The sequence below is a fragment of the Micropruina sp. genome, from assembly GCF_047602385.1.
GTDB lineage: Bacteria > Actinomycetota > Actinomycetes > Propionibacteriales > Propionibacteriaceae > Micropruina.
The window spans coordinates 288,760-306,285 of sequence record NZ_JASGHL010000002.1; the positions used below are offsets into that span (position 1 = coordinate 288,760).

Annotated in this window: 20 protein-coding genes and 1 tRNA gene; 9 read left to right on the top strand and 12 right to left on the bottom strand. The window is 70.6% G+C overall.

The annotated features are described in order from the left end of the window. Nucleotides 1-23: 23 nt before the first annotated feature. Nucleotides 24-105 (bottom strand) — tRNA-Gln (locus tag QM711_RS06190). A 139-nt stretch (nt 106-244) separates the two neighbouring features. On the opposite strand from QM711_RS06190, the gene QM711_RS06195 reads away from it, so the two are divergent. Then, a complete protein-coding gene (locus tag QM711_RS06195; RefSeq protein ID WP_415098615.1) occupies nt 245-886 on the top strand; it encodes a TetR/AcrR family transcriptional regulator in 642 nt (213 codons plus the stop codon). A 129-nt stretch (nt 887-1,015) separates the two neighbouring features. Here the strand turns inward: QM711_RS06195 and QM711_RS06200 are convergent, their stop codons facing one another. Then, nucleotides 1,016-1,939: a LysR substrate-binding domain-containing protein gene (locus tag QM711_RS06200; protein WP_415097371.1), complete on the bottom strand. Its 924-nt coding sequence runs from the start codon at nt 1,937-1,939 to the stop codon at nt 1,016-1,018. Between the two features lie 144 nt (nt 1,940-2,083). On the opposite strand from QM711_RS06200, the gene QM711_RS06205 reads away from it, so the two are divergent. Next, nucleotides 2,084-2,251, top strand: a complete 168-nt coding sequence (locus QM711_RS06205; RefSeq protein WP_415097373.1) for a hypothetical protein — start codon at nt 2,084-2,086, stop codon at nt 2,249-2,251. A 192-nt stretch (nt 2,252-2,443) separates the two neighbouring features. On the opposite strand, the gene QM711_RS06210 is transcribed toward QM711_RS06205, so the two are convergent. From QM711_RS06210 to rsmI, 4 genes are read right to left on the bottom strand one after another with little or no spacing between them, the layout of a single operon-like run. Next, entirely contained in the window at nt 2,444-3,373 is a 930-nt protein-coding gene (locus QM711_RS06210; RefSeq protein WP_415097375.1) for a 4-(cytidine 5'-diphospho)-2-C-methyl-D-erythritol kinase, read from the bottom strand. Nucleotides 3,374-3,383: 10 nt separating this feature from the next. Then, nucleotides 3,384-4,250: a 16S rRNA (adenine(1518)-N(6)/adenine(1519)-N(6))-dimethyltransferase RsmA gene (gene rsmA, locus QM711_RS06215; protein WP_415097377.1), complete on the bottom strand. Its 867-nt coding sequence runs from the start codon at nt 4,248-4,250 to the stop codon at nt 3,384-3,386. Then, entirely contained in the window at nt 4,243-5,085 is an 843-nt protein-coding gene (locus QM711_RS06220) for a TatD family hydrolase (protein WP_415097379.1), read from the bottom strand. Before QM711_RS06220 ends, rsmA begins: the two co-directional genes overlap by 8 nt. After that, entirely contained in the window at nt 5,082-5,945 is an 864-nt protein-coding gene (gene rsmI, locus QM711_RS06225; protein WP_415097381.1) for a 16S rRNA (cytidine(1402)-2'-O)-methyltransferase, read from the bottom strand. The genes QM711_RS06220 and rsmI overlap by 4 nt, the downstream gene beginning before the upstream one ends. A 216-nt stretch (nt 5,946-6,161) precedes the next feature. On the opposite strand from rsmI, the gene QM711_RS06230 reads away from it, so the two are divergent. Beyond that, on the top strand, nt 6,162-7,706 hold the full coding sequence (locus QM711_RS06230) for a dolichyl-phosphate-mannose--protein mannosyltransferase (RefSeq protein WP_415098617.1): 1,545 nt from the start codon (nt 6,162-6,164) through the stop codon (nt 7,704-7,706). Between the two features lie 16 nt (nt 7,707-7,722). Here QM711_RS06230 and QM711_RS06235 read toward each other — a convergent pair whose 3' ends face one another. Next, nucleotides 7,723-8,406, bottom strand: coding sequence for a hypothetical protein (locus QM711_RS06235; protein WP_415097383.1), 684 nt, complete (start codon nt 8,404-8,406; stop codon nt 7,723-7,725). After that, nucleotides 8,399-8,971 carry an RNA polymerase sigma factor gene (locus tag QM711_RS06240; protein WP_415097385.1) on the bottom strand — a complete coding sequence of 191 codons (573 nt, stop codon included), beginning with the start codon at nt 8,969-8,971 and terminating at the stop codon, nt 8,399-8,401. The genes QM711_RS06235 and QM711_RS06240 overlap by 8 nt, the downstream gene beginning before the upstream one ends. Nucleotides 8,972-9,076: 105 nt before the next feature. Between QM711_RS06240 and QM711_RS06245 the strand changes: the two genes are divergently transcribed. Further along, complete coding sequence (locus QM711_RS06245; protein WP_415097387.1) at nt 9,077-9,592, top strand: hypothetical protein; 516 nt, start codon at nt 9,077-9,079, stop codon at nt 9,590-9,592. Nucleotides 9,593-9,594: 2 nt separating this feature from the next. Continuing rightward, the gene (locus QM711_RS06250) at nt 9,595-10,026 is read left to right on the top strand and encodes a DUF2231 domain-containing protein (protein WP_415097389.1); all 432 of its coding nucleotides are present in this window, start codon (nt 9,595-9,597) and stop codon (nt 10,024-10,026) included. A gap of 6 nt (nt 10,027-10,032) precedes the next feature. On the opposite strand, the gene QM711_RS06255 is transcribed toward QM711_RS06250, so the two are convergent. Further along, nucleotides 10,033-11,385 (bottom strand): sn-glycerol-1-phosphate dehydrogenase, encoded by a 1,353-nt coding sequence (locus QM711_RS06255; protein WP_415097391.1) that lies wholly within the window; start codon nt 11,383-11,385, stop codon nt 10,033-10,035. 220 nt (nt 11,386-11,605) lie between these two features. Between QM711_RS06255 and QM711_RS06260 the strand changes: the two genes are divergently transcribed. The 4 genes from QM711_RS06260 to QM711_RS06275 are packed head-to-tail and all read left to right on the top strand — an operon-like array spanning nt 11,606 to nt 14,574. Further along, entirely contained in the window at nt 11,606-13,051 is a 1,446-nt protein-coding gene (locus QM711_RS06260; RefSeq protein ID WP_415097393.1) for a uracil-xanthine permease family protein, read from the top strand. Continuing rightward, a complete protein-coding gene (locus QM711_RS06265) occupies nt 13,048-13,584 on the top strand; it encodes a DUF1697 domain-containing protein (protein ID WP_415097395.1) in 537 nt (178 codons plus the stop codon). The genes QM711_RS06260 and QM711_RS06265 overlap by 4 nt, the downstream gene beginning before the upstream one ends. A gap of 10 nt (nt 13,585-13,594) precedes the next feature. Next, nucleotides 13,595-14,263: an AzlC family ABC transporter permease gene (locus QM711_RS06270; RefSeq protein ID WP_415097397.1), complete on the top strand. Its 669-nt coding sequence runs from the start codon at nt 13,595-13,597 to the stop codon at nt 14,261-14,263. Beyond that, nucleotides 14,263-14,574, top strand: a complete 312-nt coding sequence (locus QM711_RS06275) for an AzlD domain-containing protein (RefSeq protein ID WP_415097399.1) — start codon at nt 14,263-14,265, stop codon at nt 14,572-14,574. Before QM711_RS06270 ends, QM711_RS06275 begins: the two co-directional genes overlap by 1 nt. Before the next feature lie 314 nt (nt 14,575-14,888). On the opposite strand, the gene QM711_RS06280 is transcribed toward QM711_RS06275, so the two are convergent. Genes QM711_RS06280 through QM711_RS06290 form a run of 3 tightly spaced genes read right to left on the bottom strand, consistent with a single transcriptional unit; the run spans nt 14,889 to nt 17,526 of the window. Further along, nucleotides 14,889-15,101 carry an acyl-CoA dehydrogenase gene (locus QM711_RS06280; protein WP_415098619.1) on the bottom strand — a complete coding sequence of 71 codons (213 nt, stop codon included), beginning with the start codon at nt 15,099-15,101 and terminating at the stop codon, nt 14,889-14,891. Next, nucleotides 15,071-16,846 (bottom strand): acyl-CoA dehydrogenase family protein, encoded by a 1,776-nt coding sequence (locus QM711_RS06285; RefSeq protein WP_415097402.1) that lies wholly within the window; start codon nt 16,844-16,846, stop codon nt 15,071-15,073. The genes QM711_RS06280 and QM711_RS06285 overlap by 31 nt, the downstream gene beginning before the upstream one ends. After that, entirely contained in the window at nt 16,843-17,526 is a 684-nt protein-coding gene (locus QM711_RS06290; RefSeq protein WP_415097404.1) for a TetR/AcrR family transcriptional regulator, read from the bottom strand. The genes QM711_RS06285 and QM711_RS06290 overlap by 4 nt, the downstream gene beginning before the upstream one ends.

A 17,526-nucleotide genomic window follows, 5' to 3' on the forward strand; every position in this document is an offset into this window, starting at 1 on the left:
CGCACTCTGGCTAGGGGTTTTGCTGGCTCCCCGGGTAGGAGTCGAACCTACTGCGCTAATCCTGATTCAAAGTCAGGCGGGCCCTGCCGGAAGACCAACCGGGGATTGATCGGTGCACACTCTACGTGCACCGCCGCCACGCCGCATCCCGGCGAGATTGGCACGCCACCCCGCCGACCGCCAGACTGGGCGCGTGCCAACCTCGTCAGCAGCTGCCGGTCGAGCCCGGCGGGTGCGCGTCCGGATGACCCGGGCGGAGCGCCGCGAGCAGCTGATCGAGGTCGCCCGGGGACTGTTCGCCGAGCGCGGGGTGGACGGCACCTCGGTGGAGGAGATCGCGGCCCATGCCGAGGTCAGCAAGCCGGTGGTCTACGAACACTTCGGCGGCAAGGAGGGGCTCTACGCGGTGGTGGTGGACCGTGAGGTACGCGCCCTGCACACTGCGATCCGGGCCGCACTGACCACCCCGCGGGCCGGTGCCCGGCGATTGATCGAGCTCGGCACGCTTGCCCTGCTCGACTACATCGACGCTTGTCCGGACGGCTTCCTGATCATTTCGCGCGGGTCGTCCGCCACCTCGCCGGAAGGCTCCTTCGCCACCATCCTGTCCGATGTCGCCGGTCGAGCCGAGGACCTGCTGGCCGCGGAGTTCACCAAGACCCAGCTGGATCCGGCGCTGGCCCCGATGTACGCGCAGATGCTGGTGGGCCTGGTGGCGCTGACCGGACAGTGGTGGCTGGACAACCGGGACAACGGCCTGGACAAGGACGTGGTGGCCGCGCATGTGGTCAATCTGGCCTGGAACGGAATGCGGCACCTGCAGGTCGCACCTCGGCTGGAGCGGCCCCGCGGTCAGGACGACCCCTCGCCCGAGCCCGCCGGCTGAGCGGACGGGGTTCGCGGGCTGGCCCCTTCGGCTGGCCGTCGTCGCTCGGGCTTGCCGAGACCTGAACGTGCGCTCCCTGGCAGGCTTCGACAGGCTCAACCAGCGTGGCTGCCGCTGATCGGCCCTTCCTTACGGGATTGGCACGGGCCGCGGCAGCCGTCCGGTTCGCGCCCGACGCAGCACGTGCTCGCGGAACAACTCGGCAGCCGGGAGGCGGCGACGACCTTCGTTCCAGGACAACCCGACGATGCGCTCGGCCTCCGGATCGGTCAGTTCCAGATAGTGCACCCGCGGGGAGGAGGGTTCGATGGCACCGGCGTCCCAGCGCGCCGGGATGATCGCCACCCCCAGTCCGGACGCCACATACCCACGCAGTGTGGGCAGGTCGTCGGCGATCAACGCCACCGTCGCCTTGACGCCGGCCTGCTGGCACAGCCGGTCCAGATGGGTCCGCAGCAATGACGAATGCCGAAGGGTGACGAAGGCGTCGTCGGCCACGTCCACGATTGCCGCGCTGCGGCGTCCGGCCAGCCGGTGCCCCTGGGGCAGCAGCAGCCTGATCGGTTCACGAACGAGCGGCCGCCAGACCACCCCCTCGGCGACGACCTGCAGGGTGGAGAGCTCGAGGTCGACGACGCTGCGGGCACCGACCGCAGTGACGTGCTCATCGGCCTTGGAACGCAGGTCGAACTGCACCCCGGGGTGCTGCGCCCGGAAGCTGCCGATCAGGTCGGGAACCAGCCAGGTGCCCAGGGACGTCTGGAAGGACACGCTGATCGTGCCGGTCTCGGGACTCACCAGCTGCTGGACGGCGGCGATGCCGTCGTCGAGCCGGTGCAGAGCCGCACTGACGTGCCGGTGAAAGGCGGCGCCGGCCGGGGTGAGCGTCAGCAGCCGTCCCGAGCGCTGAAACAGTTCGGCTCCCACCTCGGCCTCGAGCCGGTCGAGTGCGCGGGAGATGCCGGGCTGGGAACGCATCTCCAACTCGGCGACCTCGGTCACGGTCGCCCCGTCGGCCACCATCTCGAACCAGCGCAGCGCTTCGGTGTCCATCTGCCCCTCCGTCCGTGGCCAATATATGCGAGATACGCATGATTCCCATGCTCTTGCTTTATTGGACGCATCGGACGAGATCGCGAACACTTGTTGATGTGGCAAGACGCCGCCACCCCTAGACACGAAACAAGGAGCACCACCATGAACATCCGCAGCCTCGCCGCCGCCTTCGGCCGCGCCTTCGCCACCTTCCCCGCCGCGAACATCGTGGCGCCGTCGTACGTCGCCGCCCGCGCGGTGGTCGACATGCGCCTGACCGACAAGAGCGCCGTCACCCTCCCGTCCGACCGCCTCATCCACGCCGCCTGAGCGCTGCCGCGGACCGCGGCGATCGTTGGTCGAGCGTGTCGAAACCCGTTATCAGCGTGGTCTCGACACGCTCCACCGACGACATCGGCGGAGATCATCCACGTCACCCCGGGCTCCGATCCGGGATCTCTGGAGGGAGAGATCCCGGATCGAGTCCGGGATGACGACGGATGGGCTTTGACCAGTGCTTCCTCAGGTGATCAGCCGGGCCCCGGGCACCGGGCCAGTGACCCGGCGGACGGCCCGGCACAGCCCCTCGCTGGACAGCCGCACCGACAGGTCCACGGCGTCCGCCTCGTTCGCCGCCAGGAAGGCGCAGGTCGGCCCGGCTCCCGACACGATCGCGCCGAGTGCACCCAGCTCGCGGCCGGCATCGAGCACCTGCCGCAGACCCGGTCGCAGGGACGTCGCAGCCGGGGCCAGGTCGTTGACCAGCACCTTTCCCAGCGCCGCCGCATCACCGCCGACCAGGGCATTCATCACCTCGGTGGGCATCGCCAGTTCGCCGGCGTGGCGAGGGTTGAGCTCGTCGAAGCGCCCGAACACCGCGGGCGTCGACAGTTCGTGCTCGCTCAACGCGAGCACCCAGTGGTAGGTGCCGCGACTCAGCACCGGCACCAGTTCGTCGCCGCGTCCGGTGCCCAACGCGGTTCCCCCCATCAGCTGAAAAGGGACGTCGGCCCCGACCTGGGCACCGAGGACGCGCAGCTCATCCGGCGAGATGTCCAGATCCCACAGCACCGAGCAGGCCAGCAGCGCCCCGGCGGCGTTCGCTGAGCCGCCGGCCATCCCGCCGGCCACCGGAATGGTCTTGCGAATCACGATCTCGGCGCCGAACCGGTGCGGACCGTACTCATCGGCCAGCAGCTTTGCGGCCCGGACGGCGATGTTGCGTCCGTCGGTCGGAACCTGACCGGCCTGGTCGCCGATCGTGGTGACCGAGAAGCTGCCCGGCTCGGCCCACCGGACACCGACCTCGTCGAACAGGGACACCGACTGGAACACGGTCGCCAGCGGATGGTAGCCACTCGGGCGCACGGCGCCGACCCGGAGTGCCAGGTTGATCTTCCCGGAGACCCGGACCCGGATCCAGTCGGCCTGGGGGGTTAGGGGCGTCGCCACCTCCGCAAAGCTAGCCGATGCGTAGGCCGTTGGCATCCGCGACCGCGGCCAGCCGGGCGAAGTCCGCGACGCCGAGCACCTCTCCCCTGGCCTGCGGGTCGATATCGGCCGAGATGAGCGCCTCCACCGCTGCCGCGGACGAGCCGAACACCCCGGCGAGCGCCGAACGCAGCATCTTGCGGCGTTGCGCGAAAGCCGCGTCGACCAGCCCGAACACCTGTTCGCGACGGGCCGTGGTCGACGGCGGATCGCGCCGCTCCAGCCGGACCAGGCCGGAGTCGACGTTCGGCACCGGCCAGAACACCGCCGGTGGCACCGAGCCCACCCTCCGGGCTGCGCAGTACCAGGCCAGCTTCACCGAAGGGACGCCGTAGACCTTCGAGCCCGAGGGCGCCACCAGCCGATCCGCCACCTCGGCCTGCACCATCACCAACCCGTGCCGGATCGCCGGGAAGCTGGCGAGCATGTGCAGCAACACCGGCACGCTGACGTTGTAGGGCAGGTTCGCCACCAGGGCGGTCGGCTGGGGGTCGGGCAACTCATCGACGCGCAGCGCGTCCGCCTCGGTCACCGTGAGCCGGCGCTCGCCCCCCGGCGTCCGCTCGGCGACCGTGGCCGGCAGCCGTCGGGCGAGCCGGTCGTCGATCTCGACGGCGTGCACCCAGGCGGCGGCGTCCAGCAGCCCCAGGGTGAGCGAACCCAGGCCCGGCCCGATCTCGAGCACCACGTCCTCGGGGCTGAGCTGGGCAGCGGCGACGATCCGGCGCACCGTGTTGGCGTCGTGGACGAAGTTCTGGCCGCGCTGCTTGGTCGGCCGCAGATCGAGTTCGGCAGCCAGTTCGCGGATCCGGCGGGGGTCGAGCAGTCCGTCAGCCATCTCGTCCCCAATCGCCGAACAGCGCGGACGCGTTCGCCGCCAGCAGCCCGCAGAACTCGGTCAGGTCGGCCCCGCGACGCTGCGCCAGGAAGCGGACGGTGTGCGGCAGCAGGTAGGACGCGTTCGGCTTGCCGCGCAGCGGGACGGGAGTCAGATACGGGGCGTCGGTCTCGACCAGCAGCCGGTCGTCCGGGGTGAGGTCGAATGCCTCCCGCAGCGCATCGTTCGGCTTGAAGGTGACCGTGCCGGGGAACGACAACCAGGCGCCGCGGTCCAGGCACTGCCGGGCGAAGGCGGCGTCGCCCGAGAAGCAGTGCATCATGAACCGCTCGGGGACGCCTTCAGCGTCGAGCACGTCGAGGACGTCGGCGTGGGCGTCCCGGTCGTGGATGACGATCGCCAGGCCATGCTCGCGGGCCCAGGCCAGGTGAGCCGCGAACGACTCGCGCTGGCGGCGTTTGCCCTCCTCATCAGTGGTCCGGAAGTAGTCCAGCCCGGTCTCCCCCACCCCGCGGACCCGCGCACTCGACCCCACCAGCGCGGCCAGCTGATCCAGTTCGGCCGCGAGCCGGACGCCGGCGCGGGCGGCGTCGTTGGGGTGCAGGGCCACGCACGCGATCACCTCGGGATGGACCTCGGCGATCTCGATCGCCGCCCGGGAACTGGCCACGTCGCAGCCCACCTCCACCAACCGGGTCACCCCGACCGCCGACGCCCGCGCCACCGCGTCCGCGACCGCCAGACCGGAATATTCGCGGGTGCTCAGCAGGTGGGTGTGGGCGTCGGTGGTGGACGCCGGCAGCGGCTCGGGGGCGGCGGGCAGTTCGCGACTCATCGGCGGGTTCGCCCCTCTGTGTCGTCGGCGCGATCCTTCAACGCGGCGTCGTACAGCTCCCGGCGGGAAACCCCGTGCGCCACGGCGGCCTCGGCGACCGCCTCGGACAGCCGGCGGCCGGACGCGGTGGCGAGCCGGACCGCAGCCAGCGCCTCGGGCAGGCTGCCGCCGACCGCCGCGGCGCCTTCGACCACGACGGTGATCTCGCCCCGGACCTCGCCGCCGGCCCACGCCGCCAGTTCGTCGAGCGTGCCCCGCAGGATCTCCTCGTGGGTCTTGGTCAGTTCGCGGCACACCACCGCCCGCCGCTCAGCGCCGAGCGCGGCGGCCGCATCCGCCAGGAAGACGGCCAGCCGGTGCGGCGCTTCGAAGAACACCATCGTGCGTTGTTCGGAGGCCAGCGAGGCCAGCCGAGTCCGCCGCTCACCGCTCTTGCGCGGCAGGAAGCCTTCGAAGCAGAACCGGTCGGTGGGCAGTCCGGACACCGCCAGTGCCGTCAGCACCGCAGAAGGTCCCGGCACCGCACGTACCCGGACGCCGGCGGCGGCTGCGGCCGCGACCAGCCGGTAGCCGGGGTCGGACACCGCCGGCATGCCGGCATCCGACACCACCACGACCCGGCGTCCGTCCAGCAGCTGGGCGACCAGGCCGTCCACCCGAGCCGACTCGTTGCCGTCGAAGAAGGACAGCACCGGCGCCTGGGGTGCGATGCCCAGCCGGCGGCAGAGATCGCGGAATCGGCGAGTGTCCTCGGCGGCGATCTGATCGGCCTCAGTAAGCGCGGCCAGCAGGGCGGGCGAGGCGCCCGCGGCGTCCCCGATGGGCGTGCCGGCCAGGATCAACACGCCCGGTTCAGCCATGCGCCCTACCCTTCCACATCGCGACGCCTGCGCGCCGCGGCCCCGATGACCCGGAAAGCCGATGATTAGGATGGCTCGGTGACCGACGCCACGCCCACCTCCCTCGCGACTCAGGCACCCCCGTCCGAGGCAGAACTGCGCGACGAGGAGGACACCGCCGCCGACCGGGTGGAACAGCGGGCGGGAAGCTGGCAGCCGCCGCTGCCGCGGGACGAACTGAGCACCATCGACAGACTGCGTGACGGCACCATGCGCGACGCAGCGGCCGGCTGGGCGGTCACCCTGGCGATCACCCTGCTCGCGTTCCTGATCCGGCTGCAGAACCTCGGCTACCCGCCGGGACTCATCTTCGACGAGACCTATTACGCCAAGGACGGCTGGTCGCTGCTGCACTTCGCCTACGAGCGCAACTGGCCGGACAACGCCAACGACGCGATCGTGGCCGGCCAGGTGACCGGCTGGTCGGACACTCCCGCGTTCGTCGTCCACCCGCCGTTGGGAAAGTGGCTGATCGCACTCGGCGAGCAATGGTTCGGCATGAACGCCTTCGGCTGGCGGTTCATGGCCTGCGTCTTCGGTGCCCTGCTGGTGTTCGCCACCATCAGGCTGGCCCGCCGGCTCTCCCGCTCGACCCTGATCGGCGGCATCGCCGGGATCTTGCTCACCCTGGACGGGCTGGCCTTCGTGATGAGCCGGACCGCCCTGCTGGACGTCTTCCAGGCCGTGTTCCTGGTTGCCGCGGTCGCCTGCTGTGTGGCCGACCGGGACTGGTACCGGCACCGGCTGGCCACCGTGTTGGAGCGCTCCGGACGGCACGACTTCGGCGGCAGCTTCGGCCCGATCGTGTGGCTGCGGCCGTGGCGGTTCGCCGCCGGGGTGATGTTCGGCACGGCCCTGGGCTGCAAGTGGAACTCGGTCTTCGTGCTCGCCGTCTTCGGCGTGCTCAGCGTGCTCTGGGACGTGGGCGCCCGCCGGCTGGCCGGGGCCGACTGGCGGTCCTGGCTGGCGCTGATCGTGGACGGCATCCCGGCGCTGATCCGGATGGTGCTGGTCGCCGCGGCGGTGTACCTGTCGACCTGGACCGGTTGGCTGCTCTCCACCGGAGGCTACGACCGCAGCTGGGGATCCCAGAATCCCGGCCATCCGCTGGTGGCGGCCTTCGGCGAGCGGTTTGCCTCGTTGCTGTGGTACCACAAGGAGATTTACCAGTTCCACACCGGTGACTACATCAACCACGCCACCCACCCCTACGACGCCCATCCAGCAGGCTGGCTGGCGATGCTGCGGCCGACGTCCTTCTTCGTGGTGAACAGCATCGAGCCCGGCACCGACGGCTGCACCGGCCCCGGCACCTGCATCCGGGCGATCACGGCGCTGGGCACCCCGGTGCTGTGGTGGATGGCCGCCATCGCGCTGGTGGTCTGCGTGGTGTGGTGGATCGGCGGCCGTGACTGGCGCTTCGGCGTCCCGGTGCTGGGCGCGATGGCCAGCTACCTGCCCTGGTTCAACTACACCGACCGCCCGCAGTTCTTCTTCTACGCGATCACCCTGGTGCCGTTCACGGTGATCGGACTGGCGATGGTGCTGGGGCTGATCCTCGGCCCGGCGAACGGCCCTGGACGCCGTGGCGGGGCAATGGTCGCCGGTGTCGCCGTCGCCCTGGTCGCGCTCAACTTCGCCTACATCTACCCGATCCTGACCGGCGAACTGCTGCCCTACGACCAGTGGCTCGCCCGGATGTGGCTGCGCTCCTGGATCTAGTGCCCCAGGCCCGGCACTAGAACGATCCGCGTGCCCAGACCGCACCGCTCGGCGCGACCAGCTCCACCCGCGCGGGCGGACCCTCGGCGAGCGGCACCAGCCAGGAGCCGGACGCGGTGCCGCGCCCGTACTCGTCGGAAAGAGTCCAGCTGCCGCCACTGCGCCGGGTGCCGTCCGGGCCGACCAGGATGCACTCGTAGTGGGCGCCCGGACGGGCGTCGGTGACGTTCAGCACCAGGTAGGACCGGCCGTCCCGACGGGCCACGCCCACCGAACCGACCGCGACGCCCGTCTCGGTGACGAGGTGGGCCGCGGCGGTCTGGAAACCGGGGGCGGCCGCCGGCGGACGCGACAACCAGGCACCGACTCCGAGGGTGCCGCCGACGCCGGCCAGCACACCGGCCAGGATGCAGGCGACCAGCAGCAGCCGGGACGCCGCGGGGCGTCCGGCTCGCCGATCGGCCGAGGAGCCCGTTCCGCCGGTCATCGCGGCGAGCACCCGGCCCGAGAAGCCAGCATCCGGCGCCACCGACGGGGTGCTCGCCAGCACCTGCTGGACGCCGTCGGACAGCTGCGCGTAGGCCTCGTGGCAGGACGGGCAGGCGGCCAGATGCAGCGCCAGCCGCTCCTGTTCGGCCGCGTCCGGCTCGGCCAGCGCCAGGGCGAGCAGCTGGTCGGGATCGGGATGCCAATCACTCATGTTCGGCCTCCATCGCCAGTCTCATCCTCCGTAGTCCATTGCGGATTCTGGTCTTCGCCGTGCCCAGCGGGATGTCCTCATGCGCGGCCACCTCGGCCGCGGTGTGCCCGCCGATGACAGCGAGGACGACCGCCCGGGACTGCTCCGTGGGCAGCCGGGCCAGCCGCTGCGCGGCGGCCAGGCTCTCCACCCGGCCGCCGGCGCCGTCCGGCACCGAGCCCGCCAGTGCGGTGCTGATCAGCAGTTCCAACTCGGCAGCTTCCACCGGCGCCGCCCGGCGAGCCCGGAGCGCGTCGATGGAGACGTTGCGGGTGATCGTCAGCAGCCAGGTGAGCACCGACCCACGCCGCTGGTCATAGCTGGCCGCCGCCCGCCAGGCCCGCAGGAACGCCTCCTGGGCGACGTCCTCGGCGAGCGCGCGGTCGCGGGTGATCGACACCGCCAAGCCGAACACCGGGCCCTGGAAACGGCGGACGAACGCCGTCGCCGCCGACTGGTCGCCGACCGCCAGCGCGGTCACCAGCGCGGCGTCCGACGCCCGGTCGGAGAGCGAGAACAACCCCATGTCAGGTGATACGGGCGAACGCGTCCGACGGATTGCGGCGACTCGCAATCCATCTCGCCAGTTCCGCCGTATCACCTGCAAGACCACCTACCCGAGGAGGACCTCATGATCGCACGGACCCGCCTGGCCGCCGGCCTGGCCGCCGCACTCTGCCTGGCCGCCACCGCCTGCTCGAGCGGCGGCTCGGCCTCGTCGCCGTCGTACGGCTCGGCGCCGAGCAGCACGCCGACGATGGCGGCCAGCACCCCCGCCGCACCCGCGCCGGCTGCTGCCGCCACCCTGACGCTGTCGATCGCCGACAGCAATCTGGGCAAGATCCTGGTCGACGGCACCGGCAAGACCCTCTACATGTTCACCAAGGACACCCCGAACACCAGCAACTGCGCGGGCCAGTGCCTGGCGGCGTGGCCGGCCCTGCTCGGCAAGCCCACCGCCGGCAGCGGCGTCGACGGCGCCAAGCTCGGCTCCTTCACCCGTCCGGACGGCAGCACCCAGGCCAGCTACAACGGGTGGCCGCTGTACTACTGGAAGGGCGACAGCAAGGCCGGCGACACCACCGGCCAGAAGGTGAATGACGTCTGGTTCGTGCTGGACCGCGACGGCAAGCCGATCAAGGGCTGATCATGGACGTCTTCGGGCTACCGCCGCATCCGCTGATCGTGCACGCCGCCGTGGTGCTGGTCCCGCTGGCGGCGATCGGGACACTGCTGGTGCTCGCCTCGGGCTGGGTCCGCACCCGGTACGGGTGGCTCACCGTCGCCGCCGCGGCGGCCGGCGCGGCGGCTTGTGTCGCCGCCCGGCTGAGCGGCGAAGCGCTGGCCGCGACGATGGGCGGCGGTGGCGCGCTGATCCAGGCGCACCGGATGTGGGGAGAGCTCGCGCCGTTCCCTGCCGTGGCACTGGCGCTGGCGCTGCCGGCGACGCTGCTGCTGGAGCGGCGCACCCGCGGGGGCTGGTGGGCCGGGCTGGTCGTGACTGCGGCGTCCAGCCTGGCCTGCCTGGTGCTGGTGGTTCTCACCGGCCACAGCGGCGCCACCGCGGTCTGGGGCAGTTGAGCGTCCTCAGTGCCGCTCGGCCCAGTAGCCGCCAGGGGCGAACAACTCCCCAACCAGCGGGTCGAGCAGGTTGGCCTCGGCAAGCAGGTCGACCAGGACGTACCGGCTCCGGATCCAGCGCGACCGCTGATAGCTGTCCCGAAAGCTTTGACGGCTCATCCCGATCTGGTCGGGGTGGCTGATCGCACCGACCACGTCCAGCTTCTCCTGCAGCACCCTGGCCGGCACCAGTTGTTCGCGCAGCCGGGCCGCGATCGACGGCCAGCGCTCGACGAGCCGTTGCAGCCGGGCCCGCAACGCGTCGGCGTCGAGGTACTTGGCGCGGGTCTGGGCGATCGCCTGATCATGCAGCGCGGCCTCCAACGAGGCCCGCAGCCGGGCCTCGGTCTCCGTCCAGCTCGGCCAGGCGGCGACGGCCGCGTCGATGTCGATCAGCGCCGGAAGGTCTTTGGCCAGCACCACTTCGTACAGAGCGGCCACCGCGATGGTGCCAAGGCCGACCTTGAAGCCGTGCGACAGCGGTGGGTCCCAGTCCTGGCCGTAGTGCTCCATCTCCCACAGGTGGCTGAACTGGTGTCCCCCGCCCGAGGCCGGGCGCGAGGACTGGAACGCCTGCATGGCCAGCCCGGACATGATCAGCCCCTCGGCGAGCCCGGCCAGCGAGTCGGGGTTGCCGTCCTTACAACCCTGGGGGTCGGCCAAGGCATCGCGCAACGGTGCCTGGACCAGCTCCCACACGACCGGATCGACCGCCTCGATGCCGAGTTCTTCGGCGATGATCCAGTCCCCGCCCGCCGGCACCTTCTCGATCAGGTCACCGAATCCGGTCGCGGTCAGGCGTCGCGGGGCCCCGGCCATGATCTCGAGGTCGGCGATCACCGCGGCCGGCGCGGGGCACCTGAGGGTGTTCTTGAAACCACCCTTGGTGATGGACGCGCCGAAGGACGCATAGCCGTCCATCGAGGCTGCGGTTCCGACGCAGAGGTAGGGCCGGTCGAGTTCGCTCACGGTCCGCTTGGCGATGTCGTTGAGGGTGCCGGAGCACACCGCGACCACCACGGCGTCGACGCCGGCGATCGCGTCGCGCAGGATCTCGATGTTCTCGTAGCTCGCGTACAGCGTCGGCGTACCCGGGAAGATGTACGGCTTCGCCTGTGGGACGCCGGCTGCGGTGAGCGAAGCGACCACCTGCGGACCCGCCACCCGCCAATGGTTCTCGTCGGCCACGATGACGGCGGAACGCCCCGGGAACAGCCGGGCGAAGACCTCTCCCGTCCGAGCGACCACACCGCGTCCGACCTCAATGGCCTTGGTGTCGGTGGCGGTGCGGAGCGCCCGTTCGATGGGGGTTTCGGGCATGACACTCCTTCGAGTCGATGCGTCGGGTTGTCGCGAGGCTAGCCCACACATCGGGATTTCAGGACCTCCCGCTGCCGAGTGCCGGCCACGGGCGTGCGCGGGAGCGCGTCCAGGCACAGCCGGGGCTCCTGGCCGGCGCGTCTCAGCGAATTCGCACTGCCGGCAAGCGCTCCGGCCGCGCGGCATATGGTGCTGTCGCCTGAAACGAGAGGGATCCGCCATGCCGTTGTGGAAATTGCACGGAGACGGGACACTGCGGCCGGGCGGCGTCGTTGCCCCCGACGAGCGGCTGTCCTGGGGCAAGACGATCGGACTCGGTGCCCAGCACGTCGTCGCCATGTTCGGCGCCACCTTCGTCTTCCCGCTGTTGATGGGCCTGAATCCGCAGCTGGCGGTGATGATGTCGGGCGTCGCCACGCTGATCTTCCTGCTGGTGGTGCGGGGCCGGGTGCCCAGCTACCTGGGATCGTCGGCGTCCTTCGTCGGGGTTGCGACGGCGATCTACGGCGCCGGTGGCAACCCTGCCGATCTGACCGGCGCGATGCTCTGGGTCGGGCTGTTGCTGTTCATCGTCGGCGTGATCATCCACTTCGCCGGCTCCCGGGTGATTCACCGTGCATTGCCGCCGGTGGTGACCGGTGCGGTGGTGATGCTGATCGGGTTCAACCTGGCACCCGTGGTGGCCGGCACCTACTGGCCGCAGGACCAGTGGATCGCGCTGTTCGTGATGCTCGTCGTGGTCGTCCTCAGCGTGGGCGTGAAGGGCTTCCTGGGCCGGATCGCCATCTTCCTCTCGCTGCTGATCGGCTACCTGGTCAGCTGGCTGGCCGACGTCGTGGCCGGCCCGATCACCTCCTTCAGCCCGGCGGCCGGCGAGGCCACCACCCACCTGCGGGTCGACTGGAGCGCGGTCGACGCCGCTCCCCTGCTCGGCTTCCCACCGCTCAGCGACCTGGCGCACTGGCAGTTCAACGCGGCCACCAACGTGGTCGGAATGCATGCGCCGCACTTCAACATGGCGTTCGCGCTGATCGCGTTACCCGTAGTGATCGCTTTGATCGCGGAGAACACCGGGCACGTGAAAGCGGTCGCCGAGATGACCGGCACCAACCTCGATCCGGACATGGGGCGGGCGATCGCCGCGGACGGCATCGGCTCGGTCGTCGCCACGGCTGTGGGCGCCGGACCGACCACCACCTATGCCGAGAACATCGGGGTGATGGCGGCCACCCGGGTGTACTCCACCGCCGCCTACGTCGTCGCCGCACTGGTGGCGATCGGGTTCGGCTTCTCGCCGAAGTTCGGCGCGATCGTGTCGGCCACCCCTGGCGGCGTGCTCGGCGGCATCACGGTGGTGCTGTACGGCATGATCGGTCTGCTCGGCGCGAAGATCTGGAAGGAGAACGGGGTCGACTTCGGCAATCCGATCAACCTCGTCCCGGTGTCGGCCGGCATCATCATCGGCATCGGCAACGTGTCGCTGGAGGTCGGCCCCGGGTTCGAACTCGGCGGCATCGCGCTGGGCACCATCGTCACCGTCGGCGTCTACCATCTGGCCCACGCGCTGGCTCCGAAGGAACTCCGGGACGCCGCCGGCGGCACTGTGCTGATCGTGGACGAGCCCGGCATCTGGCGGGACACCGACGACGGGCCGTCCGGCCGGTGACGCGGTTGCAGGTCGCCTTCTTCCGGAACATGAACCTGGGCCAGGCCCGCAGCCACAGCCCGACCCGTCCGGTGCTTGAGGACGCGTTCAGCAGTGCCGGCGCGGTCGGCGTCCGGTCGTTCCAGACCAACGGCACGGTGCTGTTCGACCCAGTGGGAGCCTCACCGGCAGAGCTCGTTGAGAAAGTACGGGCCACCCTGGCCGAGCGGGTCGGCTACACCGACATCGCCCCCGTTCAGCCCTTGACCGCCGTGTCGGCGCTCGTTCGGACGACCCGCGAGCTGCTGCCGGCCGTCGATCCCGCGATCTGCGCGACCTTCTTCGACCCGGACGCCGCATTCGACTGGGCGACCCCCGGCGCGCTGCTGGACGCCGTCGGCACCACGGTGGTCGCGTCCGGGCCGGGCTGGGTGGTCACCCGGGTGGCGCCGGGCGGAGATCCGACCACCGCCGTCCAGCGTCAACTCGGGGCGAAGGCGACCACCCGCGGCTTCGGCACCATCGAGCGTCTGCTGCGCGCCGCCGGGGCATAGAGTGCCGCGGGTGTCCCGGTTCACTCCCGCCGTCCGCTCCGGACTGTCGATCGCGGCCGCGGTCGGCATCTACGGGGTGTCCTTCGGCGCGCTGGGCGTGGCCGCTGGGCTGAGCGTGCCGCAGACCTGTGCGCTGAGCCTGCTGATGTTCACCGGTGGCTCGCAGTTCGCCTTCGTCGGCGTGATCGCGGGGGGCGGGACGGGACTCAGTGCGTTGACCGCCGCCACCCTGCTGGGCTTGCGCAACGGCGTCTACGGCATGCAACTGGAGGCACTGCTGCGCCCGCGGCGTCCGATGGCCCCGGTGTATGCCCAGTTCACCATCGACGAGTCGATGGCCAACGCCACCGCGCAGGCGGACCCCGATGAGCAGCGTCGCGGCTTCTGGAGCGCCGGTCTCGGCGTCTTCGTCACCTGGAACCTGCTCACCCTGCTCGGCGCCATCGCCGGAAACGCGATGGGCGACCCGGCCCGCTGGGGTCTGGACGGCGCCGCCTGCGCCGCCTTCCTGGGCTTGTTGTGGCCACGACTGCACGGCCGCGATCCGATCGCGATCGCGGTGATCTGCGCCTTCGTCACGGTGGTCTTCACACCCTTCACCCCGCCGGGACTGCCGATCATCATCGCCGCGGTCGTCGCTGCCGGCGTCTGGGCGGCACAGCAGCACAGGGCCGCCTGATGGATCTGTGGCTGTGGGTGCTGCTGGCCTGCGCGGCCTCGTACGCCCTGAAGGTGTCCGGCTACCTGCTGCCCAAGTCGGTGCTCGACCGGCCGTTCGTCCCTTCGCTCGCGGCTGCGCTGACCGTTGGCCTGTTGGCGTCCCTGGTGGTCAGCAACACCGTCGCCAAAGGCCAAGCGCTGGTCCTCGACTCGCGCCTGCTCGGTCTCGGCGCCGCCGCCCTCGCGCTCAAACTGAAGTGGCCCTACATCGTCGTGGTAGTGGTCGGAGCCCTGGCAACCGCCGCCGGACGCTGGGCCGGCCTGCCCTGACCGGCTGGGCCTCACCTCGGCCGCCGATGCTCCGGCACCGTTAGGGGACGGTTCTTTTCGTTCGAGTTTCGCATGCCGGGGGACGGTTCTTTTCGTTCGAATCTCGAACGAGGGGGACGGTTCTGGGACATCGCCATCCCACGAAGGCACGGGCGGTCCGCTCAGAACCCGTCCGCGGCGCACGAGTTCGGACCTGAAAGGTCCGTCCCCCGGCATGCGAAACTCGAACGAAAAGAACCGTCCCCAAGGTGCGAAACTCGAACGAAAAGAACCGTCCCCGACGTGCGGGGTCCAGCAGCGGGGTCGGCCAACAGTCAGGTGGCGAGCATCGCCGAGCCGAGCCATTCGACCGGGATGCCGAAGCCCTCGACCAGGGCGATGGCGCGGGGGCGCAGATCGTGGCAGAGCTGGTTGATCTGGCGGCGGAGCGCCTTGGCGCGGGAGTCCGACATCCGGTTGTGGGCCAGGAACCAGCCGGCGTCCGATTCGAGGCTGGTCAGGGCGAAGAGGGTGCAGAGCTCTTCCAGGGTTTGCCGGGCGGCGCCGTCCGGGAAGCTTCGATGCCGGCGATGAAGGCGTCCAGCACGACCCGTTCCATGTGGGCGCGGGCGACGAACAGGACGTGGTCCTGCATGGCGTTCACCGCGTCGAACGAGTCCCGGTCGGCGGCCCGCATCCGGCGGGCCAGCGAGTCGATGCTGTGCCGCTCGCGCTCCTCGAACATCCAGGCATGCCAGCCGCGGTCGTAGAAGGCGGCCGAGTCGCCCTTACGCCGGGCGGTCGCCACCAGCCGTTCGGCCAGCAGGCCGGCTCCGGTCCGCTCGATCACGGCGCCGCCGACCATCCGGGCCGAGGCCTGGACCAGACCGAGCCGGTCCAGCCCGCCCCACACCTCGCGGTAGTCGGTGAGCACCCCCTTGGCGACCAGTTGCAGCAGCACCGTGTTGTCGCCCTCGAAGGTGGCGAACACGTCAGTGTCGGCACGCAACTGGGTGAGCTGGTTCTCGCTGAGGTAGCCGGCGCCGCCGCACGCCTCGCGGCAGGTCTGAATGGTGGCGTTGGCGAAATCGGTGTTCAACACCTTCAATCCGGCGGCCAGGGTTTCCAGGGCGCGTTGCGCCCTCGGGTCGTGGTCGGGGTCCGAACTGACCGTGCCGTAGGCGTCGATCAGCTCGTTCTGGGCGAAGCCCAGCGCGTAGGCGCGGGCGATGGCCGGCAGCAGTTTGCGCTGATGGGCCAAGTAGTCCAGCAGTGGGGTCTCATCGTCGGAATGCGGATGCCTGAACTGCTTCCGGCGATCGGCGTACCGGGTCGCGATGGACAGCGCCCGGCGGGCCGCGATCGCCGCACCGCCGCCGATGCAGATCCGCCCCCGGACGAGGGCACCGAGCATGGTGAAGAAGCGCCGGTTGGCGTTCTCGATCGACGACAGGTAGCGACCCTCGGCGTCCACCGAGCCGAACCTGTCGAGCAGCAGGTCGCGCGGCACCCGGACGTGATCGAAGGCGATCGAGCCGTTGTCGACGCCGAGCAGTCCGCCCTTGTGTCCGTTGTCGCCGATGGTCACACCCGGCAGGACGCGGCCGTCGGCGTCCCGGAGCGGGACCAGGATGCAGTGCACGCCGCGCTCGACGCCGTCCACGATCAGCTGGCCGAACACCGTAGCCAGGTGGCCGTGTTCGGCGGCGTTGCCGATGTAGGTCTTCGCCGACGACCACCGCGGCGAGTGGACGACGAACTCACCGGCGTCCGGGTCGTAGCTGATGGTGGTCTCCAGCGACGCGACGTCGCTGCCGTGCCCGCGTTCGGTCATCGCGAAGCAGCCCAGGGTGCGCAGGCTGAGCGCGTCGGCGAGGAACCGTTCGTGGTGCGCGGGGGTGCCCAGGCCGGCGATTGCGCCGCCGAACAGTCCGTGCTGGACGCCGGACTTGATCGCCACCGACAGGTCGCCGTACGAGATCGTCTCGAAGTCGATCAGGGACTGCAGCTGGGTGTCCCGGCTGGTCTGCTCGATCGCCACGATCGCTTGCCCGAAGCCGGCGGCGACGAACTCGCCGAGCCGATCCAGCGTCCAGGCCCGCGCCTGAGTCAGTCCCAGGGACGGGTCGCGCAACATTCCCTCGGACGGGAACGCGGCCCGGCCGGCCATCCGGCGTTCATGCTGCGACCCATCCAGCGCCGCCAGCAGGGTGGCACCCAGGCCGGGCTCGCCGTCGGCGGCGGGACGGGCTTCGCTCGCGCGTGCGGTCGCGGCGGTGGTGACGGTGCTCATCGGGTTCCTTCCGGGATCGTGGCGAGGCGGGATGCGGAATGGACAGGGGTGAGCAGCTCGGACAGGTCGTCGGCGACGTCGGACGCCGGACGGTTCATCCCTGCCCGGATCCACTGATCGGTGGCGGCCCGGACGCAGCCGACCAGGCCGTGCCCCCAGGTGTCTGCGCGGTCGGCGGCCAGCCCGCCCGCTTGCAGCAGTTCGGCGATCCGCTGGCCGATCCGCATGGTCAACCCGGTGACAGGGTCGTCGGTCAGGTCTCCTTCGACCAGCGGACGAGACATCACGAAGCGGTAGATCTCGGGGTCGCGCTGCACCAGCCGCAGGTAGCTGTGGGTGAGGTCGCGGATCAGCCGGCCCAAGTCGTCGCCGTCGGTCCAGTCGATCGACGAATCCCAGTCGACCGAGGTGCGCAGGTCGTCGAGGATGAACCGCGCCACCTTCTCGACCACCGCGCGATACAAGCCCGGCCGGTCGCCGAAGTGCCGATAGATCACCGGCTTGGACGTGCCCGCTTCGGCCGCGATCTCGTCCATGCCCACGGTCGCCCCATGCTTGCGGATGGCGCGCAGCGTGGACTCGACCAACTCGCGGCGGCGTTGCAGCCGGTGCTCGGCCCAGCGCGTGTCGCGTCCATCCGCCGGTGGCTTGGCGAGCGTCTTCGCGAGCGGGGTTTTCAC